Source organism: Undibacterium sp. TC4M20W, assembly GCF_049340245.1.
Lineage (GTDB): Bacteria > Pseudomonadota > Gammaproteobacteria > Burkholderiales > Burkholderiaceae_D > Undibacterium.
Genome location: NZ_JBMPPI010000017.1, coordinates 92503 through 118109, shown reverse-complemented (window position 1 = coordinate 118109; position 25607 = coordinate 92503). Strand labels below are relative to the sequence as shown.

Below are 25607 nucleotides of genomic sequence, written 5' to 3'. Positions count from 1 at the left end.
TTTTCGACGTATTGTCGTCCCTTTTACCGGGAGTTGTGATGAAGACTTTTTATAACCTGAGAATCTCAGCCAAGCTGTTTGTGGGTTTTGGCTTGCTGTTGCTGTTGACGATATTTCTTGGCATATTTTCGATTACCATGCTGGCCAAGGTGAACCAGAACGCCTATGAACTGGGCACCAACTGGATGCCCAGCGTGAACGCCGCCATGGGTATCAAGGAAAGAGTATCGCGCATACGCTCACAGGAAGCACAACTGGTTTCCGCTGAAAATGCTGAAGAGGTCGAGAAATACATAGGCCGTACTAAAGAAGCCGTCAGCGGCCTCAAAGAGAATGAAACCGAGTATGCACGCTTGATTTCTGATCCTGATGAAAAAAAGCAGTTTGACGAATACAGCAAGTCAATGACCGAGTATTTGCAAATCTCGGACAAGATAGCGGCATTGGCAAAAGAGGGTAACAGCAAGGACGCCATGGCCTTGATGCGTGGCGACTCTTCCAAGCTCAATACCAAAGTACGTGCTCTCGTCGATAAAATGGTCAAGACCAATGTCGAGGGTGGTGTTGATGCCTACAAGCGTGGTGCTGAGTCTTATGAGTCTTCGCGCACTTTGATTATCATCGTCCTGGTCAGCAGTATCGCCCTTGGCATTTTGCTTGCGGTCGCGATTGCGCGCATAGTATCACGCCCATTGCAAGATGCGGTCAGGGTCGCCCAGACCGTGGCTGCCGGTGACCTGACCAGCCATATCGAATCGCACACCATTGATGAAACCGGTCTGTTATTGCAAGCTCTAAAAGAAATGAACCAGAGCCTGCTGAAGGTGGTCAGTGAAGTACGTCAGGGCACCGATGAAATTGCTTCGGCGACGAAAGAAATTGCCGAAGGCAATATGGACTTGTCCAACCGCACTGAAAACCAGGCCAGCTCACTCGAAGAAACCGCCTCTTCCATGGAAGAGATTACCTCTACCATCAAACACAATAGCGACAACGCACGCCAGGCCAATCAGTTGTCCCATTCTGCATCTGCAGTGGCGCAAAAAGGTGGCGATGTAGTATCTCAGGTCGTTGATACCATGGGTTCCATCAATGAATCCTCGAAAAAAATCGTCGATATTATTGCAGTCATCGATGGTATCGCCTTCCAGACCAATATCCTCGCCTTGAACGCAGCGGTAGAAGCGGCTCGTGCCGGTGAACAAGGACGCGGCTTTGCCGTGGTGGCATCAGAAGTGCGCAACCTCGCGCAACGCTCGGCCAGTGCCGCCAAAGAGATCAAGGAACTCATCAACGATTCTGTCGATAAAGTCGGCCAAGGTACCCGCCTGGTGGATCAGGCCGGTGAAACCATGAAAGAAGTCGTCGATAGTGTCAAACGCGTCAGCGACATCATCAGTGAAATTACCGCAGCGGGCACCGAACAAAGTGCCGGTATAGAACAGATCAATGTTGCCGTTACCCAGATGGATGAAATGACCCAGCAAAATGCTGCCCTGGTAGAACAGGCCGCAGCCGCTGCAGGTGCCTTGCAAGACCAGGCCGAAAACCTGAGCCGCATAGTCAGCGTCTTTAAACTTGACCAGAGCCACGTCATTACGTCCAAACCTGCTTCAAAACCGGTCGCAGTCGCCAGCGTTTCTGAAAAACCGCTGGTACGCAGGCTGTCCACACCCGCAGCTAGACCTGTAGCTAAGTCTGTCAATAAGTCTGCCGCCAAAACCACAAAACCAGCAACCCCCAGAAAAGAACCCGTGGCCACAGCGACCGATGACTGGGAAGAGTTTTAAGCCTTCAATAAAAATTCCTCAGCAAACTTGAACTGAACCCAAAATTGGAGCACCAGATTTTGGAGTTCAGTTTATTTTTTTAAAGACTCAATTCAAGACCTGGGCTAGCAGGAATAAACCTGCCGGTAATTGTCTGCCTGCTGATATCACAAATACCCGCCTTACCACGCCGGAATGTCTGTTTTTTTATACAAATGCTATCCCGTCCGCAGTTAGCTTGCCCAAGACCAACAGACTGCCAGCATAATACCTGCTGAATAATTACCCAATTAATAATTAACCACTGAATGGCGGACAGGCTTATCTCCGCGACCTTATCCCGGGAGACAGCTCGTTGAAGCAGACTAGAGTATTGATTGCAGGCGCAGGTATAGCAGGTTTGACGGCAGCGCATGAGCTGGCCGAGCGGGGTTATCTGGTGACGGTGGTAGAAGCGCTGGCTGCGCCGGGTGGCAAGTCGCGCAGTATTCCAGTGGAGGGTTCAGCCGCTACTGGTCAGCAAGAGCTGCCGGGTGAACATGGCTTTCGCTTCTTCCCCGGCTTTTACCGGCATATCCCTGACACCATGGCGCGCATACCCTGCGTACTGGCAGATGGCTCTTATGGCAGCGTGGCAGACAACCTCGCGCATACTTCGCGCACACTGGCCTTGTCGAAGAAAGGACGCTGGGAAGTGCCCAACCAGTTGCGTTCATCATCACGTGATGCGGCCTCGCTGCTGTCTTTTCTGTACGATCTTTTTGTCGGTAGCGGTGTCGATGTACCGCGTGAAGACATGCTGCACTATGTGCGCTGCGTGTTCACCATGCTGACCAGTTCAGACGAGCGGCGTTTTGGCGAATTTGAAAATATCTCAGCCTGGGATTATTTCCAGGCACCTTCACGCTCTGAGGCTTATCAGAAATATGTCATCAATGCAGTGACCCGCACCCTGGTGGCATGCCGCGCGGCAGACATGAGTGCACGCTCCAACGTGGTCGTGGGCATACAGCTGCTCAGCGATATCTACCGCAGTTGTGCCGACCGCGTACTGAATGGCCCGACCAGTGAAGTATGGATAGCACCATGGGTCACTCACATGCAACATCTGGGCGTGGAATTTATCCAAGGGGTGTCGGTAGAAAATGTACTGTGGGAGGGTGAATCTGTAAGTGCGCTGCAACTCAGTGATGGTACTGAACTGGCAGCCGACCAGTTCATTTTGGCGCTGCCGCTGGAGGCCCTGCAAGCCATCAGCAATGAAGACATGCTGGCGAGAGCACCGAGTCTCGCCAGGCTGGACGAACTCAAGACCGAATGGATGAACGGCATCCTGTTTTATCTGGGCCAGGACATAGAGCTGAATCACGGACACACCATATTTCTGGATGCGCCATGGGCATTGACTTCGCTATGCCAACAACGCTTCTGGCCACGCGGGCTTAAGCAATATGGCGATGGCACAGTGCGCGGCATACTCAGTGTTTGCATCTCTGATTTTGATGCACCTGGTGATTACATACGCAAACCCGCAAAGGATTGCACGCCCGCAGAAATACAGGAAGAAGTCTGGCAACAAATTCTGGCCCACCTTGCACCGGCAGACCGGGCAGAGCTGGAAGCTGCTGGCGTGATCGCCTGCTCGATAGATCCATCATTGCGCTGGACAGAACATGGCATGGAAAACGATGCGCCGCTGTTCGTCAATACAGCCGGTTCATGGGCAGCACGGCCTGAGGTGGATATAGGCATCAGCAACCTGTTTGTCGCTGGCGATTTTGTGCGTACCACCACCGATGTCGCGACCATGGAAAGCGCGAATGAATCTGCGCGCCTTGTCGTCAACCGCATACTTGATCTGACGGGTTCCAGTGCCGCACGCTGCCAGCTATTCCCGCTGGAAGAACCGACGGCGCTGACACCACTGAAGGTCATAGACAAGCTGCGCTTTGAAGCAGGTTTGCCGCACCTGCTGGACCTGGTGCCAGTATTCTCTGGCGAAACCATCGCCTGGCTGGGTGGCATGACCAGCCGTGTTGCCGAATATTCTGTCAAGGCGGGTGATATCGTGCGCCAACTCGGCTGGGACCAGCGCCTGCCTGAATTTGAATCCAGGGCCATGCGCTTTATCAACAATCTTAGCAGGGGCGTGGCACCGGTATCCAAATGGGCAAGCACTACACCTGACTCGAAATCAGGCACAGCAGAAACACTGACTAATACATCCGGCGTCAACAATCTCATCAACGATGTAGTCGGCTCCATCAATGACAAGGCGCTGGCAGACGACCTCGATAAATTACGCGCACGCTTGATCAGCGCACTAGACCAGACCGATAAGCACTTCAGAGAATACGGCGCCAGCCACCAGCGCCATCTTATCGATGGCGTACTGGCAGATTCGCTATTCCAGTCCGGCAAACGCCTGCGCGCAAGCTGCGCCCTGCTGTGCTCCATGCTCATGCGGCGCTTCTTGTCAGAAGAAGCGGTACAGGTCGCCATCATCACAGAATCGATACACGCCGCCACCCTGCTGCACGATGACATCATCGATGAAGCAGACCAACGCCGCGGCCACCCCACTGCATGGAAAAAATATGGCGTCGGTGCCGGTGTGCTGGCTGGCAACCTGCTGGTCTCACGCGCCGTGCGCTCACTGTACCGCATAGGTTATAACGGCCTCGCAGACGACTTGTTTGAAGTCATAGAATCCATGATCGCCGCCGAATCCGACCAGCTATCAGGCCGCCGCAACCTGGAAGCCTGTGAACAAGATTACCTGCGCATCATCGACGGTAAAACCGCCGGCCTGTTCGCCTGGTCCTGCCGCGCCGGTGCCACCGTAGGCGGCTGCAACGCCGCCACAGTCACAGCCACCGCCAATTTCGGCCGCCACATGGGCCTTGCCTTCCAGCTCATCGACGACATCATCGACCTCGCCCCTGACACCAATGACACCGGCAAAACCCGCTACACCGACCTCAGCACCGGCCTGCTGACCTACCCCTTGCTACTGGCACGCCAGCGCGACCCGCAAGGTTTTGATGTGCTGGCAGCGAATGGTTTTGCTGATGCTGCCGAAGTAAGTGCATGGCTGGTCGCCAATGAGGCGCTGGAAGCTACACGAGCTGAGGCAGCAAGACAGATTGCGATGGGGGTAGAGGCTTTGCTGCCCGTAAGGCATTCTGCGGCGAAGGTGACTTTGATTGAGTTGGCGCGGGCTTCGATCAGGCGGTTGAGGTAGCCATCAGCAATCAATAAGTAAATGAGACTTTTTTGAAAAAAATATGAAAGCAAACACTTTGACAAATGCCATAAGAAATACATTGCCATTTTTTTTGCTCGCTTTGCACAAGCTTTGCATCGCCAATGATGTCACGACACTACCTGATAGAATAATTCCTTGTACGCTTGAGGCGTTTCAACGTGGACGATCTGGATTTATAGATATTCCTTTTGAGAGCGGCGTTCCTTTTATTGCAGAGGCCCATCATAGAAATGAAAATTTGGTGGACAACAAGCTGCAGCCAGAACCTGAGTATGTAAGCAAAATTTACCGTGATAGCATGGGGCGGATACGCGAAGAAACACTTGACGCTAACGGTAGTGTAAAGCACGTCAATCTACTTGATCCGATCGCAGGGTCACGTTATTCCCTTGATGGGCTCGGTCAAACTGGATTTATCATGTCTTTAAAAGTCAAGTCTACGGATACAAAAACACCAATCTCAGAAGCAAAATTGCCTCCAGAAGCACAATTTTTGTGCCGCTCACTAGGTACTCGCCAATTCGATGGAATCAGCGCAGATGGCGAATCCGTGCAGCTTACGGTACGGGACCCGGAAAATCATCAGTTAGTGTTTGAATTCGTCACGGAAAGCTGGTATTCACCGGCATTGAAAGTTCAAATATTTGGAAGTATCCGCAATATGAAATCAGGTAATTTTTACAAAAAATTGACGCATATAGAGAGCAAAGAAGCAGCACCCACTTTGTTTCAACCACGAGTTGGGGGAAAAATTTGGGACGCTCCATTTAATAGTAAAAATATAGGCGACTCGCCTGCCTACATTGCCCCATAGCCGCATCGGAAAATTGCTGCCGCATCACTGGATATCAGCCGACTATTCTTTCCATCATGGAAAGCTCAAGTCCAAACCGAACGTCCTGGCAAGAACGAGGGTGAAGAGCCCCAGACCCAGGAGCGATAGCATGAAGATTGCGGCCACCTTGCCGCCCGCACGTAGTACCGTATTCGTCGCCATCTTCTTCCCTTGATCATAATGCCACTTGATGGCGAAGAACATGCCTATGGCGAGTACCAGAAGCTTGAATGTCACCAGGACTATGGGGATCCAATCCATCATTTTGAGTATTTCCAGGTTGTTAATGGCACTAACTATCGTGTGGACAGCACTACCGTAAAACGTCGCTCCAGCAGCTTCGTTTTTTTCAACCATCCCCCTCAAGCATCCAGCATAGTGATTTGCTGAATGCAGATGAGAAATGAGCAGGCGTCCACAACTGTCACGCAACAATGGTGTTGCTGTGCGCCCTGATGCATACTACCTCAAAGCAGTTTCCCTGCATGAGGACAAAATGTCTCAGTTGAAAAACATGCAATATGAAAATTTGCCAATCTGGTTGCCGAGTTTGCATATTGGAGTGGCGCCATCACTGTAGTGGTATATGAATTCCAGAGTGGTGCCAACCAGCACATACAGTTGCATGAGACAGGGTAGATCATGACAGATGATCGCTGGTAAATACCCGAGTTTGCCCAAGGTCTGTGAGCGTCTTACAAATTAGCTGTATATTGGTAAGTCCGGCAAGCATCGCCAGCATATTGCGCTTCAGTTGTAGCCACACCGCCGTGACTGAGCTGCAATTGCTAGGAAATCATTTGGAGTAATTAATGAAGAAGAGAATCATCTGCGCGGTACTGTTTGCATTAAGCCTGAACGCGAATGCTGCCGATACACCGCAAGCCGCTGCCAAGCCGGTTGTGACGATAGCCGCACTGGATGTGCCGCGCTACATGGGTACCTGGTATGAAATAGCAAAGTTTGAAAATCGATTCCAGAAGAAGTGTACGGGCTTCACCTCGGCGACGTATTCTGCATTACCGGACGACAAGGTACAGGTCACCAACCGTTGCCAGGGCAGTGGTGGTGAAGTCATTGAGGCTATAGGCGAGGCCAGGCAGGTGGGCAATTCAAGTTCGCCGAAATTAAAAGTGCGCTTTGCCCCGGCGTTTTTGTCTTTTCTGCCTATGGTGTGGGGCGATTATTGGGTCATAGATCTGGACAAGGATTATCAGTTGGTTGCCGTCAGCGAAGCCAAGCGCGAGTTCTTGTGGATATTGTCCCGCACGAAAAAAGTTGATAAGGAAAAGTACGATGCCCTGGTCGCACGGCTGGTGGCTCAAGGCTTTGATGTAAGCAAGCTCGTGCTCACTAAACAGGAGTAGCAGGCTTGCATCCCAGTTTTTGCGCATGCCGGATAAAATAAACAGGCGTTGATATAATGCCCGCATGACATATAGCATCGTTTGGTTCAAACGCGACCTGCGTTTGCATGATCATCTTGCGCTACATACAGCAACCAGCAAAGGGCCAGTGCTGTGCTTGTACGTGGTCGAGCCGTCCTTGTGGGCGCAGGCTGATGCGGCGAACCAGCATTACCAGTTCTTGCTCGAAAGCCTGCGCGAGCTTTATCTTGTGTTGCGAAAAAGTGGCGGCCAACTGCATATACTGACGGGTGAAGTCACTGAGGTCTTTGCGCACATTTTTGCACACCAGCCATTCTCGGCTATTTATTCACACGAAGAAACGGGTAACAATTTCACCTACCAGCGTGATAAGGCGCTGGCGCGCTGGTGCCGCACGCAACAAGTGGAATGGCATGAGTTTGCCCAGTTTGGTGTGGTGCGTCGCTTGCAGAGCAGGGATGACTGGCAGGCCAGTTGGGATGCACATAATGACTTGCCCTGTGTAGCGCTGCCGCCCTTGAGCACCGCCAGTTTTGCACCAATGACGCCTGCAATTACACTCCCCCGATTGCCGCCTTCAGTACAGGAGTTGCACCTGGACCCTTATGATCCGCCTGAGCGTCAGCGTGGTGGCAGGCAGAATGGCTTGATGATACTGAATAGCTTTTTGCATGAGCGCAGTCATCAATACCGGGGCGGGATTTCATCGCCCTTGTCGGCACCCACAGCTTGTTCGCGTCTGTCGCCGTATCTGGCATTTGGCTGTCTTAGTTTGCGGGAAGTCGTGCACGTCACACGCGACCACATCGCCAGCTTGCCAGCCACGGCTGAGCGTCACAAGAAAGGGCTTGAAGCCTTTATCAGTCGCTTGTACTGGCATTGCCACTTTATTCAAAAACTGGAGAGTGAGCCAGAAATTGAATACCGCAATATGCATCGTGGTTATGACGGGCTGCGTGAGCAGGAATTCAATCAGGCGCATTTTGACGCACTCGTTTCTGCACGCACTGGCTGGCCGCTGGTAGATGCATGTGTGACCATGTTGCGGCAAACTGGCTGGCTCAATTTTAGAATGCGCGCCATGCTGGTTTCTGTCGCAGCCTATCCTTTGTGGCTTGACTGGCGGCCAGTGGGGCACTGGCTTGCGCGTCAGTTTCTGGATTATGAACCAGGCATACACTGGAGCCAGATGCAGATGCAATCAGGCACTACGGGGACGAATGTGCCGCGTATTTATAATCCCATCAAGCAGGCCAGTGACCATGATCCCCATGGCCATTTCGTGCGGCGCTGGCTGCCTGCGATGCGGCGCGTACCTGACACATGGTTATTTGAACCTTGGCGCATGCCACCAGATGTGCAGGCAACTTGTGGTGTCAAAGTGGGTGTCGATATCCCTGAGCCTGTTGTCGATCTGGAACAGGCGACGCGCATTGCCAAGACCCGGCTGTTTGATTTGCGCAAGCAGCCTCACATGCAGGCTCCCAAATTAGCCGTCATAGAAAAACATGGTTCGCGCAAAAAGACTCCCGGCAAGATGCGCCAGCAGACTGCATCCAGCAAACAGCCTGTCAGCGTGCAATTGGAACTGGACTGGTGAGATGAAAAAAAAGGTTAAAGAATAGGGATGGCGATGAGTGATAGTTCATATTTTTTTTCAGAGCAATCTCAAGAAGGCAGCCCTTCCAACACGCAAGGCACTGTGATTTATTGGTTTCGCAATGACCTGCGTTTGGCAGATAACCGTGCTTTGGTTCATGCCTGCCAGCATGTGGAAAGCCTGGTATTTGTCTATTGTCATTCACTCTCCACTTTGCATCCACAGCGCTGGAACTTGCCTCACTCTGGGTTGCATCGCCAGCGCTTTGTGGCATCTGCTTTAGCTGATTTAAGCGATCAGTTAAACGCAATGGGCAGCCAGCTACTGGAGGTTAACATGAGTGCCGTGGAATTTCTGCCGCTGCTCGCAAGTGAACTAGATAGCAAGGTGGTTTACTGTGAAGAGATTGCTGCACCTTATGAGCAAGACGATATCCTGGCATTAGCTGCTGCAGGTTTGACTGTGCATACACACTGGCAATCCACCTTGTATGATCCAGTGCATTTGTCGTTCAAGCCAGATGCGCTGCCTGATGTATTTACGCAGTTTCGTACTCTCATCGAAGGCAGTGACTTGCAGCCGCCTGCGCCGCTGCCAGCACCACAGTACTTGCCAGCTCTGCCAGACAATTTTAGCCAGATTTTAAAGAAGTGGGGGATTGACTCACACGCTGATATTACAATGGCAAAGGCTCAGGAAAGTGCTGGAGCTTCAACATTACAGGCTGATCAGCGCTCATCGTTTCCGTACTTTTTACCTGAATTTTCTGGTGCTTCAACTGCAGCTTGCGCGCATGTAGAAGACTATTTCAAGCGTAAGCTGCCGCACAGCTACAAGCAAACCCGCAATCAGTTGTCTGGGCTGGATTATTCGACAAAATTCTCTCCGTGGCTGGCCTCTGGGGCTATCTCAGCACGCCAGATTTTTAGTGCGCTGAAAAAATTTGAAGCGGAACATGGTGCAAATGAAGGCAGTTACTGGATCTGGTTTGAATTATTGTGGCGTGATTATTTTCGCTTGCTGCATCTGAAATACGGACACCGCTTATATTTTGCCAAGGGCCTGAGCGATTTTCCTGCACCAGTACATGACGCAGAAAAATTCACCAACTGGTGTCTGGCCCGGACAGGCGATCCATTTATTGATGCGGCGATGGCAGAGCTTGCCGCAACAGGCTATTTATCGAACCGCATGCGTCAGGTGGTTGCCAGCTATCTTATTCATGAGCTGGCTTGCGACTGGCGGGCTGGCGCAGCATGGTTTGAAGCACAACTCATTGATTATGACGTGTATAGCAATCAAGGTAACTGGTTGTATATCGCAGGGCGTGGCACAGACCCGCGCAATGGCAGGCGTTTCAATATTCAAAAGCAAGTCCATGACCATGATCCCGATGGATCATATCGACGACTATGGGCTAAACCTGGCAACGCGGCAAACGATTAATCAGGAATTAAAAAAGCAAGAGCCGCATCAGGCGGCGCTTGCTAAGACATCAGGGCCTCGCTCCAGGTTTCGCCCTGGATATCAAGGGCCTACGGCTTTCCAGTTTCCACCTTGTATCGTCAACATCACCCTCGCCTTTTCTTCCAGACCGAAATGGTCATTCGCGGTGTAATGCAAGACACCCTGGGTGATAGGGATATCTATCTCGGATTCCATCGCGTCTTTCAAAGCTGTGCGGAATTCTGGCGTGCCGGGCTTGGCTTTTTTCAGGGCCAGGGGGATGACGCGGTTCAACAGCAGGTAGGCGTCGTAGCCGTGGGCGGCGAACTGGTTTCTGGTGCCTTCGCCGTATTGTTTTTCATATCGGTTGGTGAAGTCTGTAGCCAGTTGTTTTGACGGGTGGTTGTCTGGTAACAGCTCGGGCAGGATGGCCAGGCCTGCGACGACGAAGGCACCTTCTACGTCTTTGCCACCGAGGCGTATGAGGTCACGCGAGGCCGCGCCATGGGTCTGGTAGATTTTGCCTTTGTAGCCGCGTTCTATCAAAGCCTTGTGCGGCATGGCTGCGCCGCTGCCGGATGCGCCTATGAGTATCGCATCTGGCTTGGCGGCCAGTATCTTCAGGGTTTGTGCGGTTACGCTGGTGTCGGTGCGGTTGAAGCGTTCTGTGGCGACCGATTGCAAGCCGTCTTTGGCGGCTGCAGCGGTGATGGCTTTGAACCAGGTTTCACCATAGGCATCAGAATAACCGAGATAGGCATAGGTTTTGACGCCTGTTTTTTTCATGTGGTCGGCCACGGCATGGGCCATGAGTGGAGTCGATTGGGCGACACGGAAAGTCCAGGTGCCTTTGCCAGGTGCGACCTCAACCGGGGAGGTAGAGATTTGCGGTGTCTTGAGTTCGGACGCGACTTCTGCCAGGGCAACGGAGGCGGGTGTGGCGGTGGAGCCGACGATGACATCGACCTTGTCGTCGGTGATGAGCCTGCGGGCGTTCTTGCTGGACTGTGTGGTGTCGGATGCATCGTCGAGGATGATCAGTTTTACTTTTTCACCACCTATGGTTTCTGGCCACAGAGCAATGCCGTTTTTGGTGGGAATGCCCAGGCCAGATGCGGGGCCAGTCAGCGGCAGGCTGACACCTATGGTGATGTCGGCGTGGGCCATGCCTGTGGTGGCAGCTATCAGCATTGCCAATAAGCTGGGTTTGAATTTGATTTGCATTGCGGTCTCCTGAATTATTGTTGGTATTGCAGATGCATGGGGTGGCGTATTGTTGCTTTTCTCTATGAACCTTGTTTGCTGGTTGGGCTAGCAATTTTGTTTTTATTGCGACGCAATATTGTTATGTCGCATAACAGTTATTTAATATAATAATATTTTGGATGGGATGCAAGTGAGGATTTGGATTTTTTGGATTGCGTGTTGATGGCGATGTAGCCGTTCAAACAGGAAACCTTGAATGCGCGCCTCGTGGGTTGGGCCGGGCCTCATTCGCCTCGCAGGTTGGGCTACGGGGTATCAGCCCAACACTGGGCCTTAACAAACACATACATTATTTATGCGCCCAGCTCGTAGGTTGGGCTTCGCTTCACCAGCCCAACACTGTGCTTATAAATCGCATATTCGTTAGTCAAAGGCTAAATGTTGGGCTGATACCCCGTAGCCCAATCTACAAAATGCAGCCTGGCGAGGCCCAGCACACCTGCATAACACTCACTCAGGCTCCACACACAACTTCCCCAGCAAGGCACGCAACTGCTGCCTTTCCTTCGCGTTCAGGTGCTGGCTGACCCTGTCATCGTGTTCTTTCACGGCCTGCTTGTATTTCTCTAATTGCTTCTGGCCTTCTTTGGTCAGGTGCAGGTTATAGGCCCTGCGGTCGCCGGAGTCCTGGCGTTCCAGCAGGCCTGCCTGTTCAAAATTGTCGATGATGGCCACCACGCCTGAGCGGGCGATGCCCATGACTTCTGCGAGGCGGGTTTGTGAGATGCCTGGGTTGTTGCTGACAATCACCAGGGAGGAGAAGCGCTGGGGGGTGACGTCATACGCACCGAGGCTGGCACTGAAGTCTGCATAGATGGAGAGCTGGGCGCGGCGGACGGCGTAGCCAGTCAATTCATCAAGGATGCCATAGTCTATGCCTTCTATACGGGCGTTGAAAGTCGGCGGCTGCGCTTTGCTGGGCTGGCGCTTGGGTGCTGTGGCCCTGGTTTGTACTTTGGAGTTGTCTGTTTTTTGTTTGGGCATGGTCGGGCAATATGAGTGAGCTTGTTCTTTGATTATTGTACATGCTGAACTATTCTAAATTAGCTAATCCTTATTGCCAGAAGCAGACAAATGGAAATTTGCAACAAGACTTGTGTTACCCGGAATAATTGTTATACAGTAGAACAATATAGCCGTATTTAAAAACGCGCAGTATCATCAATTTGCTGGAGGAAGACATGAAAGTGGTAATCGCTGGTGCCGGGATAGGTGGCCTGACTCTTGCCTTGATGTTGCATGAGCGCGGGATAGATGTTGAAGTCTATGAAGCAGTCAATGAGATCAAGCCGCTGGGTGTGGGCATTAATTTGCTGCCACATGCGAGCCAGCAATTGTGCCAGTTGGGGCTGGAAAGCTGCCTGGCTGAGCTGGGTATAGAGACTTCATCATTGTCCTACTTCAATAAATTGGGACAAAAAATCTGGCAGGAGCCACGTGGCCGTGCAGCTGGCTATGACTCACCGCAATACTCTATACACCGTGGTGAATTACAGATGACTTTGCTGCAAAATGCAGTCGAGCGCCTGGGTGCTGGGTGTATCCATCAGGGCCATGCATTCACGTCTTTTGAGCAGGTGGCAGACAAGGTGATTTCTACTTTCACCAGACAGGCGGATAAAGCGGCGGTGACGGTAGAGTCTGATCTGCTGATAGGTGCGGATGGCATACATTCAGCAGTACGGCGCTTTTTGTACCCGCAGGGCGACCAGCCGCGGTTTTCTGGACGCATGTTGTGGCGTGGCGTAACAGAAGCTGCACCTTACATGGATGGACGCAGCATGTTCATGGCAGGGCACCAGGACCAGAAATTTGTTTGCTACCCTATCTCTGAACCATTGCGCAAACAAGGCCGTTCGCTGATTAACTGGATTGCCGAGTTGCGGGTGCCGGGTGGCGAATTGCCTGCCTCGGACTGGAACCGCAAGGTCGATAAAGCCACCTTCAGCAGACCCTTTGATAGCTGGAACTGGGGCTGGATAGATATCCCTGCAGTTATTGAGGCCGCAGAGGTGGTGTATGAATTCCCACTGGTAGATCGTGACCCTTTGCCACGCTGGACTTTTGAGCGTGTGAGTTTGCTGGGTGATGCTGCCCACCCCATGTACCCCATAGGCTCGAACGGCAGTGCGCAGGCAATACTTGATGCGCGGTATTTGAGTGACTGCCTGGCTGATTGCCTGCGTGGTGAAGCAAGTATCTTGTATGCCTTGCGTGAGTATGAAGCTGAACGTTTGCCGCGCACGACAGGCATAGTATTGCGTAACCGCATGAACGGGCCTGAGCAGGTGATGCAGATGGCAGAGGAGCGCGCGCCCCAGGGTTTTGCGGACGTGACTGAAGTGATTGCGCAGTCAGAGCTTGAAGCAATTTCTTTGCGGTATAAACGGCTGGCAGGGTTTGATAAAGATGCCTTGCGTGTAGCAGTGAAGATTGCTTGATGCATTTGAAAAAATAGCAGCTGGATTAGTTTTGCTCCACCCTGCAAGGGGAGGATGTCAGGGTTTCACAAAGCGTGCTTTGCAAAACCCTGCCACCATCCATCCAAAGGATGGCACCGTCGCCACAATTCAAAAAATGGGAGAGTCCAACATTTCGCCTTCGCTTAATCCTTAGTCGGACGATACTGCCCAGCCCAACCTGCAAATGCGCCGACGCTGCGTGTCTGTATCCACAGCTTGCCTTCACCCTTGAAGCGGCAGACGAAGCCTTCGCCAGAGAAGAATAAAGATTTGTAGCCGCCAACTTTGCTGATGCTGTATTCCAGGCCTTCGGTGAAGGCGACGATGTTGCCGGTATCAACGACGTAGCCATCCTTGACATCGATTTCTATGATGGCGCCATAGCTGTTGAGCCACAAATCACCTTCGCCGGAGGCGCGTATCAGGAACAGGCTTTCGCCGGAAAAGAAGCCTTTGGTAAAGCCCTGCCATTTGGTTTCTATGTTGATGCCGGGAGTGCTGGCAACAAAGGCACCGCTTTGCAAATACAGGGTTTCGCCGCGCATGTAGCGGTGGATCAGGTCGCCGGGTGTCGCCGGGGCGATACCGATTTCGCCTGGGCCATTTTCAGCGGTGAATTCATTAAGGAAAAGGTTTTCACCTGACAGCATGCGCGAGATGCCGCCTTTCATCTTGGTTTTCATGACCAGATTGGTGTCCATGGTGGCCATGGCGCTGGCTTCCACTTTCAACATTTGTCCGGGTGGTAACTGGACGGTGACAAAGCCAAAATCAGGACTGCCATCGATCCTGAATTTCAAGCCGGAGAAATCGGTTGCTGCAACTGGCTGCGCCGGAGCCAGCGCTGTAGTGGCAGTGCTGATAGCAGCCTCTTGTCTGACTATCGCTGGAGGTACTGTTTCTACAGCGGCTTGTACCACAACTGCTGGCGCAACTGCAGTTGCGGGTACAGGCGCTGCGGATTCTGCTGCGGATTCTGTTACCACATCAGGCGCAACAACTTCGCTTTTCACCGCAACATCTGCATCACTTTGCAAGCGTACCTTCAAACCATTTTTCTCTATGGTCAGCTTGTATTTTTCAGCAGTCTCGCTATCAAGACCACGCTTGATGACGCGTGGTGCAGTTTCCAGCAATTGCCTGGCTTGTTCTGCCGGGAGCTTGAACAATTTTTCGACTGTAGCGCAAGCCTGTTCAAAACTGATGCCTTCAGCCAGTTCACCGGTGAGGACAATATCTATCATCGTGTTATTCATTTTTTGTCCTTATCCACGGGCTTTGAGTTCAGGGCCTAGCAGGCTGCCAAAGCTGTTTTCATTATGTGACTGGCACCAGACTGTGCCCCGGCCAGAAAATTTACAGACCAGGCCTTCACCACCTAGCATGGATTGCAACCAGCTCTTGCCAGCCTTGGTGATAGAGAATTGCAGGGTTTCGCTAAAGGCGACGATGTGGCCGGTATCAACGATGTAATCGCCATCGACTTCTATGGGGTAAATGGCACCAAATGAAGAGATCACTGCCGTACCTTTGCCCTTGAGCTTGAGCCAGAAAATGCGTTCGCCAGACAAGAGGGATTTAAAGCCTTGCCAGCCCAGATCGACTTCTATGCCTTCATCGCATGCCAGGAAAGAGCCACCCTGCACGATGAGGTTGTCGTTGTTTAATGGCAGTACCAGCATGTCACCGGCGAGATCAGTACCCAGCCAGACTTCGCCTGGCGTATTCTGTGGTTCAAAGTGATTCAGGAATAATGATTCACCGCCGAGCAAACGCTTGGCTGCCTTCAGTAATGAGCCACCCTGTTTTTTATGGGTGGTCGTGGTGATCTGCATATTGCTGCTCATGGCCAGCATAGCACCAGATTCGGCAGTGCAGACTTCACCAGGACGCAGGCTGACTTTGGCAGCGGTATTGCCAGGCTGATTGACTAATTCTACGTGCATGATGCGTCCTTACAATTTTGGATTGAGCCAGCCAGCCAGGCTGGAAATACTGCGCGTCTGTATGATAATCTTGCCTTTACCGCTGACACGCGTGACCAGGCCTTCACCACCAAAGAAGCTGGAAAACAAACCGCCCGCCAGTTGCAGATTCAGGCGCAGCGATGGGTCGTAAGCCACCAGGTGACTGGTATCGACGATGTATTCGCCATTGACTTCTTTTTCCAGCAATGCGCCATAGGCACCAAACCAGACCTTGCCATGACCGCTGACTTTGATGCGGAACAGGCCCTCACGCGCAATCCAGGATGCAAAACCGGCAAAGCCCAGACCTATCTTGACGCTTTCTTCACACGCCAGAAAAGCGCCAGGCTGCATGAAATAAACTTCATCATTGAGTTCCTTGCACAGGATTTCACCAGGCGTAGGCTGCACAATAGTCATGCTGCGTGGTGCCGAGGTCGCATTATGAAAGCGGCTGATGAACAATGATTCACCACCCAGGTATTTGCGCAGCAAACCCTTGATCAGGCCACCATTGAAATGCGCCGTCAGATCAAGGCTGGCATCCATGCTGGACATGGCATCGGGCTCGGTCATGATGCTCTCACCGGGTGCGAGTTCTACCTCGACGTAGGAGAAGGCATGGCCCCCTTTGATATTTGCTTTCACTGATTACTCCTTTTTGTGTTTCAGGATTGTGGTGTTGAGGACTGGCCTGCTGGCTTGTCTTTGGACTCGGTAGTTGCTGGCTTGGCGACAAATTTCTTGACGGCTTCCTGCAAATCCTTGAAGGCAGCCTCCTGATTAATGTATGACCCTTCAGGTTTACCGATGAGTTCACGCAAATGCGCCATGCGTTTTTCGCTGGTGGGGTGAGTGCTCAGCAAACCCATGGCTTGCTTGTAGGCTTCACGCGCCTGCTTGTTGTCGATTTTTTCGAGAGCGGCTTTTTCTTCTGCAATCATGCGCTCGAAAAAAACTGGCAAGCCTGCCGGATTGATGTTGGCACGTTTTAAGAGCAGCACACCTTTTTCATCGGCATCGGTTTCAAAGCGGCGTGAATATTGCTGGCTCAGCAGCATGGGCGCGGCATTGCTAAAGACCGCCAGCAAGCCGCTGACGTCTCCAAACACGGCACTGGCTACCAGGTAAATACCGGCATTGCCTATGATATTTCGTGTGCCATGTCGCTCTTCTACATGGCTGATTTCATGCGCGAGCACACCCAGTAATTCTTCTGCACTGCCTGCCTTCAGGATCAGGCCAGAATGGATGGCGACATAGCCACCAGGCAGCGCATAGGCATTGGTGCTGCTGTCATTGACGATAGAAATAGAGTAGCGATACGGCGAATTTGGCAAGGCTTGCAGCAAGGGTGTGGTGAGCGGCTTCAACACCACATCAGCCTCAGCTTTGGGCATGCGCCGGTTTTTCAGGTCATCCTGGGCAGCCACGCTGGCACCCAGTTTTTCTTCCCATTCGACAGGTACCTGTTTAGCGGCATAGGCGGACATGGTATCCATTTGCCACATCAAGCCTACCGGCACGGCTATCAGCAAGAGGCTGAAGCCTATTAATGCTCCCCAACCATAGGCACGTTTGCGGCCCGCCGCGGCGATCTGGCGCGAGCATTCAGGGTGAGCAAGCAAGACCGGATTTTTCAAGATGCTGAGGTCGCTGGTATACAGCACCAGGTCAGGCTTGTGGGCATGCTTGATGAACACCAGTTTATTGGCTGCACCACCCAGTGTCAGTTCCAGTTGCGCAAAGGGTAAAGTGCCCAGCAAGGACGCCACCTGATAACTGACCCCCAGTTGCGACAGGCTCAGTTCACCAGTATCCCGGCCACCGGGCAGGGATGCGTGAAAAGCGTGGCAAGGGTATTTGCTGGAAGCAAGCTCCATGTTGATCCTGAAGTAATATAAAAAGCTGTCTATAGCTTGCTGAAGAAACAAACAAATTTAGTCAGGGCGTCAGAATTATAAAGCAGCGATCCGTATTTTTTGTTTAAGTTTTTAAACCTGACAAAACATGGTATTGACGCTGCGGGGTGTGGCTGTTAGTGCATCGTAGTGCATCACCGGCAAGTATTATGTTTCCCTGTGCCGATATAATGCAGGTCATTAATCAAAAGGTTCTTGCAATGTCACCAGACTTGAATGATTTACTGGCTTTCGCCCGCGTTGCGCAATGCCGCAGCTTTCGCCAGGCTGCGCAAGAATTGCAACTTACCGCTTCTGCTCTCAGCCATACGTTGACAAAGATGGAAAAGAAGTTGGGCATGCGTCTGTTGCACCGGACTACCCGCAGCGTCAGCCTGACACCGGCGGGCGAGCGCTTGCTGCAAAGCCTGCAACCGGCGCTGCAAGAAATCCAGGGTGCGCTCGAAAGTCTGAATGAACTCAGGGACAAGCCAGTTGGCCGTTTGCGTCTGAATGTACCGCGCCCGGCGGCGCAACTCACCCTTGCTCCTGTCATGGCTGCCTGGCATGCTGCTTACCCTGAAGTTGAACTCGAAGTCGTCAGCAGCGATGCCCTCATCGATATCGTGGAGCAGGGCTTTGATGCCGGCCTGCGTTTTGGTGAAAGCCTGCAGCAGGACATGGTGGCTATCCCGGTGGGGCGCGAAATCCGTTTTGTCGTTTGTGCCTCTCCTGCCTATTTGCAAAAACACGGTGTGCCTGAAACGCCGCATGAGCTGTTGCAGCATCAATGCATACAATTCCGTTTCCCCAGCGGGCAAAGATATCGCTGGGAATTCCAGCGCGGGCAGGAAAAGATGGAAGTTGCCACTACCGGCGCGCTGGTGTTTGATGACTTCTATGTGGCGACGCGGGTCGCCTGCGATGGCGCCGGGATTTGCTATACCTATTGTGGCTATGCCGATGAGCTAGTAAAGCAGGGGAAATTGCAATACGTGCTGGAAGACTGGTGGCCGGCGCCTGAGCGCAGCTATTTATACTACCCCAGCCGCCGCCATCAGTCGGCGGCTTTGCGGGCTTTCATCGATTTTATGAAGTGAGTCGCTAGCGTATTTCGATGTCATTCATTTGGGAATGGTCGTAACTTCCCAGGAAAAACTGCCGACTTTTGATCTAACAGCTTCATACAAGGCACTGACCTGCTTGTCTGCATTGTTGTCCTGAGCGGCGACTTTGTTACTGATTTGTAGTTTCCATTTTTTTGTTGTGGCTTTATCGCTCGATGCAGAGAAGCTATACACCAATTCGTAGCGCAGCCCCAGATCGTCAGCAGCCTTACGAAATGTGTCTATGTCTGCCTGGTCTTTAGTCTCATAAGAGATTTTCAACAGCACATCGACCTTGGGATTTTTCGCGTACAAACGAATAGCGTCAGAGGGCAGGTCAACAGCACTAGCCGTACTGGGGGTGAGGGCCGTGCCTGCAAGACAGATAAAGGCGTATGCAACTACGAAATATTTTTTCATGATGTACTTTTTCCTGAGCCTGGTTTTTCAGTTTTAGTCAGTTTTAGTCAGTTTTAATTTGGATTACACATCAGATAAAGTGGCAAACTGACATCTAATAATATCAAAAATATAATTTAAAAGTAAGTAAAAATTAATAAGATTTTTATTTTTTGTCAAGCATCATTGGCAGGTATTTCCCCTGACTTAGCCACAGGAGAGTAAACTATAGGGATAACCATCTTGTCGCATCCTGCGATACGAGCGAACGAGCGAGCATCGCCATGTCAGAAAACACACCTCCGATTACTTTTGAAGACCTGCAACTGAGTGCGCCTATTCTGCGCGCCTTGCAGGATGTAGGCTATGAAACACCGTCGCCGATACAGGCGGCCACCATCCCGATTTTGCTGTCCAACCGTGATGTACTGGGCCAGGCCCAGACTGGTACAGGCAAAACTGCTGCTTTTGCCCTGCCCATCCTGTCACGCCTGGACGTGCGTCAGACTACGCCACAGGCGCTGGTGCTGGCACCAACGCGTGAACTGGCAATACAGGTGGCAGAAGCCTTCCAGACTTATGCACGCCATATCCCTGGTTTTCATGTCCTGCCTATCTACGGTGGCCAAAGCTATGGCCCGCAACTCTCGGCCCTGCGCCGTGGTGTGCATGTCGTAGTTGGTACTCCTGGCCGCGTGATTGACCATCTGGACAAGGGCACGCTGGATTTATCCGCGCTGAAAACCCTGGTGCTGGATGAAGCTGATGAAATGCTGCGCATGGGCTTTATTGATGATGTAGAACGCATCCTGCAAGAAACACCAGAAGGCCGCCAGACTGCCTTGTTCTCGGCCACCATGCCTTCAGCCATCAAGCGCATAGCCCAGACTTATCTGAACAAACCAGCAGAAGTCACGGTTGCTGCCAAGACCGGCACTGCCGACAATATCCGCCAGCGTTACTGGCTGGTCAGCGGCATGCACAAACTTGATGCCCTGACACGCATACTGGAAGCCGAAACTTTTGACGGCATGATCATTTTCGCCCGTACCAAACTCGGTACAGAAGAACTGGCAGCCAGGCTGGATGCAAGAGGCTTCTCGGTTGCCGCCATCAATGGCGATATCAACCAACAACAGCGTGAACGCACTATCCAGCAACTGAAAGACGGCAAGATAGATATCCTGGTCGCCACGGACGTTGCTGCCCGTGGTCTGGACGTAGAGCGTATCAGCCACGTCATCAACTATGACGTACCTTATGATCCGGAAAGCTACACCCATCGCATAGGCCGTACTGGCCGTGCCGGCCGCAGTGGTGAAGCCATCCTGTTCATCACACCACGTGAAAAGAATTTGTTGAAAGCGATAGAACGGGCAACCCGCCAGCCAGTGTCACCACTGGAATTGCCGACCATACAGACCGTCAACAATGTCCGTATCGCCCGCTTCAAGGACCAGATTTCTGCCACACTGGCACAAGGCGGCCTGGAAGAATTCACGTCCCTGATCGAAGATTTTGAGCGTGAGCAAAATATCCCGGCAGTGGAAATTGCTGCGGCGCTGGCCAAAATGGCGCGTGGCGATGAACCTTTGCTGCTCGATAAAAACCGTAAAGAAACCAAGAACGACGATAGCTGGCGCGATGAACGTCCTGCCCGCGCTGAACGCGGTGACAGAGGCGACCGTAGTGACCGCGATCGTGGTGACAGGGGTGACCGGGGCGATAGATTCGAACGCGCACCGCGTGAAGACCGTGGCGCACGCCGCGAACACAGCCCGCGTACGCCAGAACCAGGCATGCAGACTTTCCGCATCGCGGTCGGTCATGATCATGGCGTCAAGCCAGGCAATATCGTTGGCGCGATTGCCAATGAAGCCAATATAGAATCCAAGTTCATCGGCCGTATCGATATCTATGATGACTACACCATCCTTGATTTGCCAGACAATCTGCCTGGCGACATGATGGAACATCTGAGTTCAGTGCGTGTGGCTGGTCAGGCCCTGCGTATCAGTGCAGAAAAAGGCCAGAGCAGCAGTGCGCCAGCATCCCGCCCGGCACCACGTGCAGCGCGTGAAGAAGCGCCTCGCGAACGTGCTCCACGCACCCCTAGTGTTGCTGAAGCCGCACCTGGCAGCAAGCTGAATCAGGTCGTAGATCGTGCTGCCCGTGCGCCTTTGGATGAAGAGCGCCCGGCCAAACCTAAAAAAGACAAGGCTGACGGCAAAGGCAAGGTCGGCATCCCCATGCTGACTTACCGTATCGAAGTCGGCAAGGCAGATGCAGTAACGCCTAGCAATATCGTTGGTGCGATTGCCAATGAAGCCGGTCTCGAAGCCAAACATATAGGCCGTATCGATATTTTTGACGACTACAGTACGCTGGACCTGCCAGATGGCATGCCCAAGGAATTGCTGAAGCAGTTGAAAGGCGTCTGGGTCGCAGGCAAGCAAATCCAGATCAGCCCGGTTGGTGAAGACCATGTGCGCAAGCCTCTGCCAGCAAGCCAGCCATCACCTTTCGGCCCCAAGAAAGCCGGTGGTGATCGCCGTGTGACAGAAAAAGCCAAGGGTTATGGCGCAGGCAAGCCAGCAGCAGCCAAGCCGCATCGCAAAGGCCCTAAAGCCTGATCGGCCTGACGGCGCCATGATGGTGCCAGTTCATCAAAGCTGAAGTGATAGTTCAAAAACCCCCGCCCTTGCGGGGGTTTTTGTTTGCGCTGACAGTTTTATGTTTGCTCAGGCAGCTGCGCGTTCTGCATCTGGTCTGCGGCGCAACCTGACCTGGGTAATTGCTGGCGGGTTGTAGGCTGCGTGTAAGGGGCCAACATCAGTTCCCGGTGCGACGATCTGGTCTATTTTATCCAGTACTTCATGACTGAGCGCAACACCCGCACCTGCCAGCAGGTCATCCAGTTGTGCCATCGTGCGCGGCCCCAGGTTGGCCGAGGTTACACCGGGGTGGGCAATCGCAAATGCCATCGCCATATGCGTCAGTGATAATCCTGCTTCCTGCGCGACGATGATCAGTTGTTCAACAGCGTCCAGTTTGCCTGCATCCGTCATATAGCCGGGATTGAAACGCACGCGTGCGCTATCGGTTTGCTGGCCCTTGCGATACCGGCCAGTCAGCAAACCCATGGACAAGGGGCTCCATACCATCACGCCCATGCCATACTTTTCGCAGGTCGGCAGCACTTCTCTTTCTATGCTGCGGTTGAGTATGGAATAAGATGGCTGCTCGCAACGGAAGCGTGCCAAGCCACGCTTTTCTGCCACCCATTGCGCTTCCACGATGTCAGAGACCGGGAAGGTGGATGATCCTATGGCCCGTATTTTTCCTGCGCGCATCAGGTCGCTCAGTGCCGACAGGGTTTCTTCTATGTCGGTGTCTGGTGCTGGCCTGTGTATCTGGAACAGGTCTATGTAATCGGTCTGCAGGCGGCGCAGGGAATCCTCCACTGCACGCACCAGCCAGCGTCGTGAATTGCCTTGCTGGTTGGGATCCGTGCCCATAGGCAGATTGGCCTTGGTTGCCAGCACGACATGATCACGGCGGCCCTTGAGCGCCTTGCCAACGATCTCTTCCGACTCTCCATGGCTATAGAAATCTGCCGTGTCGATAAAGTTAATACCAGTGTCGAGCGCCTTGTGGATGATGCGGATCGAGTCTTCATGATCAGTATTGCCGACGGCGCCAAACATCATTGCGCCCAGGCAGTAAGGACTGACCTTGATGCCGGTTTTTCCTAGCGTACGGTATTGCATATGGTTTATTCCTGTAGTTGAAAGAATTAAATGAACCAGTTAAATGAATCAGTTAAATGAGTTCTGATGACCGTCGACGAAATCAGCGTGCTGAGGGGTAAAATAGAACATCGTTCCGGATTAATCGGATCAATGTTCCGTTTTATTATACGGAACGATGTTCCGAATTTCAAGAAAAGAATAAAATTGGAAATAAAAATGGAAGTGAAAAGTGGAAATGAATAAGCTCGCTCCTGGAGCAAGTAATGAAAACGGCTGGAATGAAGAGCAAAAACCCAGGCGCGTGCGTGCAGATGCACAACGCAGTACAGATGCCTTGCTCGAAGCTGCCCTGGAAGTGTTTGCCACTTCCGGTGTAGATGCGCCGGTGCGCGAGATTGCCCAGCGTGCAGGCGTGGGTGTTGGCACCCTGTATCGCCGCTTCCCACAGCGCTCAGACCTGGTTATTGCGGTGTTCCGTCATGAAGTGGATGCCTGTGCCGACGCTGCACCCGTGCTGGCAGCTGAATATGCGCCTGGTGAGGCTGTCGCGCAATGGATGCTGCGCTATGTCGATTTCATCGCCGCCAAGCGCGGGCTGGCAGCGGCGCTGCATTCGGGTAACCCGGCATTCGCCGTTTTGCCTGCCTACTTCCAGCAGCGCCTTGAGCCAGCGCTCAGTAGTTTGCTTGATGCGGCAGCAGCGGCAGGCGATATGCGCGCAGATATAGCGCCTTATGATTTGCTGCGGGCAGTCGCCAATCTATCAACAACGACGCAGGAAGGTGGACCAGAACATGCGCGACGCATGCTGGCTTTGCTGGTTGATGGCTTGCGTTATGGTGCCAGGCCTGCCACTGGTGCGGGCAAAGTGTAGACAATAAAATAAATCATGATATGTATTTTAACTACATTTAAATGTTTGCTCTGGTATCCTGCTTTTGATAGTCATGATATCGTTTTCAAGAAAATTACAGAGAGTAATCATTGATTTTAGAAAAGACTGATTAGGAATTTTCATCTTTATTTTTCTTGATGCGCATTTTTTATTGATGTATCTTAACTACATAAATTAAATAATGAGACGAAATCATGAAGAAACTAGCTGCCCTGGCCCTGCTGGGATTGATATCCCTGCCCGTGCTTGCACAAACCACCAGTACGGTAAGACATCCTGCCTGGAGCAAGAATGCCGCGATTTATGAAGCAAATATCCGCCAGCATTCACCAGAGGGCAGTTTCAAACGTTTTCAGGAATACCTGCCTGAACTGAAAAAGATGGGAGTAGGCATTATCTGGATCATGCCTATCAATCCCATAGGTGAAAAAAACCGCAAGGGCACCCTGGGCAGTTATTACGCCGTGCGTGATTACAAGGGTATCAATCCCGAATTTGGTACACCAGCTGATTTCAAAAATCTTGTCGATGCCGCCCATGCGCAAGGCATGAAGGTCATCATAGACTGGGTCGCCAATCACACTGCCTGGGATCATCCCTGGGTTACCTCTCATCCTGAGTATTATCTGAAAAATGACAAAGGCGAATTCGTCCCGCCTGTGGCTGACTGGCAGGATGTCATCAAGCTTAATTATGCGAACAAGCAATTGCGCGCAGAGATGATAGATGCGTTGAAATTCTGGCTGACTGAATATGGTATTGATGGTTATCGCTGCGATGTTGCCGAGATGGTGCCTACTGATTTCTGGAACGAAGCGCGGGCAGCGTTAGATAAAGTAAAACCAGTCTTCATGCTGGCAGAAGCCGAGGCTACAGACTTGCATGAAAAAGCCTTTGACATGACTTATGCCTGGCAGCTCAAGGATTTGTTTGGCGAGATTGCCAAGGGCAAGAAAAACGCCAATGATCTGGCTGCCTATATGGCCGGGCCGGAAAAGAAATTCCACCCTAATGCCTACCGCATGCTGCATACCTCCAACCATGATCTCAATTCATGGGAAGGTACCGAGTTTGAACGCCTTGGTGATGGCGCAGAAAATTTTCTGGTCTTGTCGAACCTGCTGAAAGGCATGCCCTTATTGTATGCAGGTCAAGAGGCTGGTAATACCAAACGCCTGGAATTTTTTGAGCGTGACCCCATCAAGTGGCAAGACCATCCATACAAGGCAATTTATACCAAGCTATTCCATTTAAAAAAATCCAATCAGGCTTTGTGGAACGGTACCGACGGTGCAGAGCAGGTGCGTATAGCCACATCGAATGATGCATCCATCTATGCGTTTTCACGCAGCAAGGCAGGTAATCAGGTCGTGGGTATTTTTAATCTGAGCGGGCAAGCACAAAGCTTCAGCCTGAACCAGTCAGTTGCGGCTGGACTCAGCAATCTGTTTAGCGGCAAGAAGGAAACGCTTAAATCAGGCCAGAAAATTGAACTCAAGCCTTGGGAATACAAGGTCTTGGTCAAGTAAAAAACATGACAAGCCGCGACACAC

Annotated in this window: 20 protein-coding genes; 11 read left to right on the top strand and 9 right to left on the bottom strand. The window is 52.1% G+C overall.

All coding sequences use genetic code 11. From position 1 onward, the window contains the following. Positions 1-38 precede the first annotated feature (38 nt). From ACO0LL_RS19565 to ACO0LL_RS19555, 3 genes are all read left to right on the top strand, one after another. Positions 39-1790: a methyl-accepting chemotaxis protein gene (locus ACO0LL_RS19565; RefSeq protein WP_422952490.1), complete on the top strand. Its 1752-nt coding sequence runs from the start codon at positions 39-41 to the stop codon at positions 1788-1790. A gap of 334 nt (positions 1791-2124) precedes the next feature. Then, positions 2125-5013, top strand: a complete 2889-nt coding sequence (locus ACO0LL_RS19560; protein WP_422952489.1) for an FAD-dependent oxidoreductase — start codon at positions 2125-2127, stop codon at positions 5011-5013. Positions 5014-5056: 43 nt separating this feature from the next. Beyond that, positions 5057-5851 carry a hypothetical protein gene (locus tag ACO0LL_RS19555; protein ID WP_422952488.1) on the top strand — a complete coding sequence of 265 codons (795 nt, stop codon included), beginning with the start codon at positions 5057-5059 and terminating at the stop codon, positions 5849-5851. Positions 5852-5905: 54 nt separating this feature from the next. On the opposite strand, the gene ACO0LL_RS19550 is transcribed toward ACO0LL_RS19555, so the two are convergent. Further along, positions 5906-6136 carry a hypothetical protein gene (locus ACO0LL_RS19550; protein WP_422952504.1) on the bottom strand — a complete coding sequence of 77 codons (231 nt, stop codon included), beginning with the start codon at positions 6134-6136 and terminating at the stop codon, positions 5906-5908. 548 nt (positions 6137-6684) lie between these two features. On the opposite strand from ACO0LL_RS19550, the gene ACO0LL_RS19545 reads away from it, so the two are divergent. The 3 genes from ACO0LL_RS19545 (at position 6685) to ACO0LL_RS19535 (ending at position 10306) form a co-directional block, all read left to right on the top strand. Then, positions 6685-7239, top strand: a complete 555-nt coding sequence (locus ACO0LL_RS19545; protein WP_422952487.1) for a lipocalin family protein — start codon at positions 6685-6687, stop codon at positions 7237-7239. Between the two features lie 64 nt (positions 7240-7303). Continuing rightward, the gene (locus ACO0LL_RS19540) at positions 7304-8860 is read left to right on the top strand and encodes a deoxyribodipyrimidine photo-lyase/cryptochrome family protein (protein WP_422952486.1); all 1557 of its coding nucleotides are present in this window, start codon (positions 7304-7306) and stop codon (positions 8858-8860) included. Positions 8861-8893: 33 nt separating this feature from the next. After that, on the top strand, positions 8894-10306 hold the full coding sequence (locus ACO0LL_RS19535) for a DASH family cryptochrome (RefSeq protein ID WP_422952485.1): 1413 nt from the start codon (positions 8894-8896) through the stop codon (positions 10304-10306). Between the two features lie 81 nt (positions 10307-10387). Here ACO0LL_RS19535 and ACO0LL_RS19530 read toward each other — a convergent pair whose 3' ends face one another. Together ACO0LL_RS19530 and ACO0LL_RS19525 are read right to left on the bottom strand one after the other, a co-directional pair. Continuing rightward, positions 10388-11530, bottom strand: a complete 1143-nt coding sequence (locus tag ACO0LL_RS19530) for an ABC transporter substrate-binding protein (RefSeq protein ID WP_422952484.1) — start codon at positions 11528-11530, stop codon at positions 10388-10390. Positions 11531-12022: 492 nt separating this feature from the next. Further along, a complete protein-coding gene (locus ACO0LL_RS19525; RefSeq protein WP_422952483.1) occupies positions 12023-12556 on the bottom strand; it encodes a MarR family winged helix-turn-helix transcriptional regulator in 534 nt (177 codons plus the stop codon). Between the two features lie 197 nt (positions 12557-12753). On the opposite strand from ACO0LL_RS19525, the gene ACO0LL_RS19520 reads away from it, so the two are divergent. Continuing rightward, complete coding sequence (locus tag ACO0LL_RS19520; RefSeq protein WP_422952482.1) at positions 12754-14013, top strand: flavin-dependent oxidoreductase; 1260 nt, start codon at positions 12754-12756, stop codon at positions 14011-14013. Positions 14014-14177: 164 nt separating this feature from the next. On the opposite strand, the gene ACO0LL_RS19515 is transcribed toward ACO0LL_RS19520, so the two are convergent. From ACO0LL_RS19515 to ACO0LL_RS19500, 4 genes are read right to left on the bottom strand one after another with little or no spacing between them, the layout of a single operon-like run. Further along, positions 14178-15290, bottom strand: a complete 1113-nt coding sequence (locus ACO0LL_RS19515) for a TIGR00266 family protein (protein WP_422952481.1) — start codon at positions 15288-15290, stop codon at positions 14178-14180. Between the two features lie 9 nt (positions 15291-15299). Continuing rightward, positions 15300-15980: a TIGR00266 family protein gene (locus ACO0LL_RS19510; RefSeq protein ID WP_422952480.1), complete on the bottom strand. Its 681-nt coding sequence runs from the start codon at positions 15978-15980 to the stop codon at positions 15300-15302. A gap of 9 nt (positions 15981-15989) precedes the next feature. Further along, positions 15990-16649, bottom strand: a complete 660-nt coding sequence (locus ACO0LL_RS19505; RefSeq protein WP_422952479.1) for a TIGR00266 family protein — start codon at positions 16647-16649, stop codon at positions 15990-15992. Between the two features lie 20 nt (positions 16650-16669). After that, the gene (locus ACO0LL_RS19500) at positions 16670-17884 is read right to left on the bottom strand and encodes a M48 family metallopeptidase (protein ID WP_422952478.1); all 1215 of its coding nucleotides are present in this window, start codon (positions 17882-17884) and stop codon (positions 16670-16672) included. 239 nt (positions 17885-18123) lie between these two features. Here ACO0LL_RS19500 and ACO0LL_RS19495 point away from each other — a divergent pair, with 239 nt between their 5' ends. Then, entirely contained in the window at positions 18124-19002 is an 879-nt protein-coding gene (locus tag ACO0LL_RS19495; RefSeq protein WP_422952477.1) for a LysR family transcriptional regulator, read from the top strand. Positions 19003-19026: 24 nt separating this feature from the next. Here the strand turns inward: ACO0LL_RS19495 and ACO0LL_RS19490 are convergent, their stop codons facing one another. Then, positions 19027-19428, bottom strand: a complete 402-nt coding sequence (locus ACO0LL_RS19490; protein WP_422952476.1) for a hypothetical protein — start codon at positions 19426-19428, stop codon at positions 19027-19029. Positions 19429-19691: 263 nt separating this feature from the next. Here ACO0LL_RS19490 and ACO0LL_RS19485 point away from each other — a divergent pair, with 263 nt between their 5' ends. Next, positions 19692-22040 carry a DEAD/DEAH box helicase gene (locus tag ACO0LL_RS19485; RefSeq protein ID WP_422952475.1) on the top strand — a complete coding sequence of 783 codons (2349 nt, stop codon included), beginning with the start codon at positions 19692-19694 and terminating at the stop codon, positions 22038-22040. A gap of 108 nt (positions 22041-22148) precedes the next feature. Here ACO0LL_RS19485 and ACO0LL_RS19480 read toward each other — a convergent pair whose 3' ends face one another. After that, a complete protein-coding gene (locus tag ACO0LL_RS19480) occupies positions 22149-23177 on the bottom strand; it encodes an aldo/keto reductase (RefSeq protein WP_422952474.1) in 1029 nt (342 codons plus the stop codon). Positions 23178-23394: 217 nt separating this feature from the next. On the opposite strand from ACO0LL_RS19480, the gene ACO0LL_RS19475 reads away from it, so the two are divergent. After that, entirely contained in the window at positions 23395-24033 is a 639-nt protein-coding gene (locus tag ACO0LL_RS19475) for a TetR/AcrR family transcriptional regulator (protein ID WP_422952473.1), read from the top strand. Between the two features lie 215 nt (positions 24034-24248). Continuing rightward, entirely contained in the window at positions 24249-25583 is a 1335-nt protein-coding gene (locus ACO0LL_RS19470; protein ID WP_422952472.1) for an alpha-amylase family glycosyl hydrolase, read from the top strand. The last annotated feature ends 24 nt before the right edge of the window (positions 25584-25607 follow it).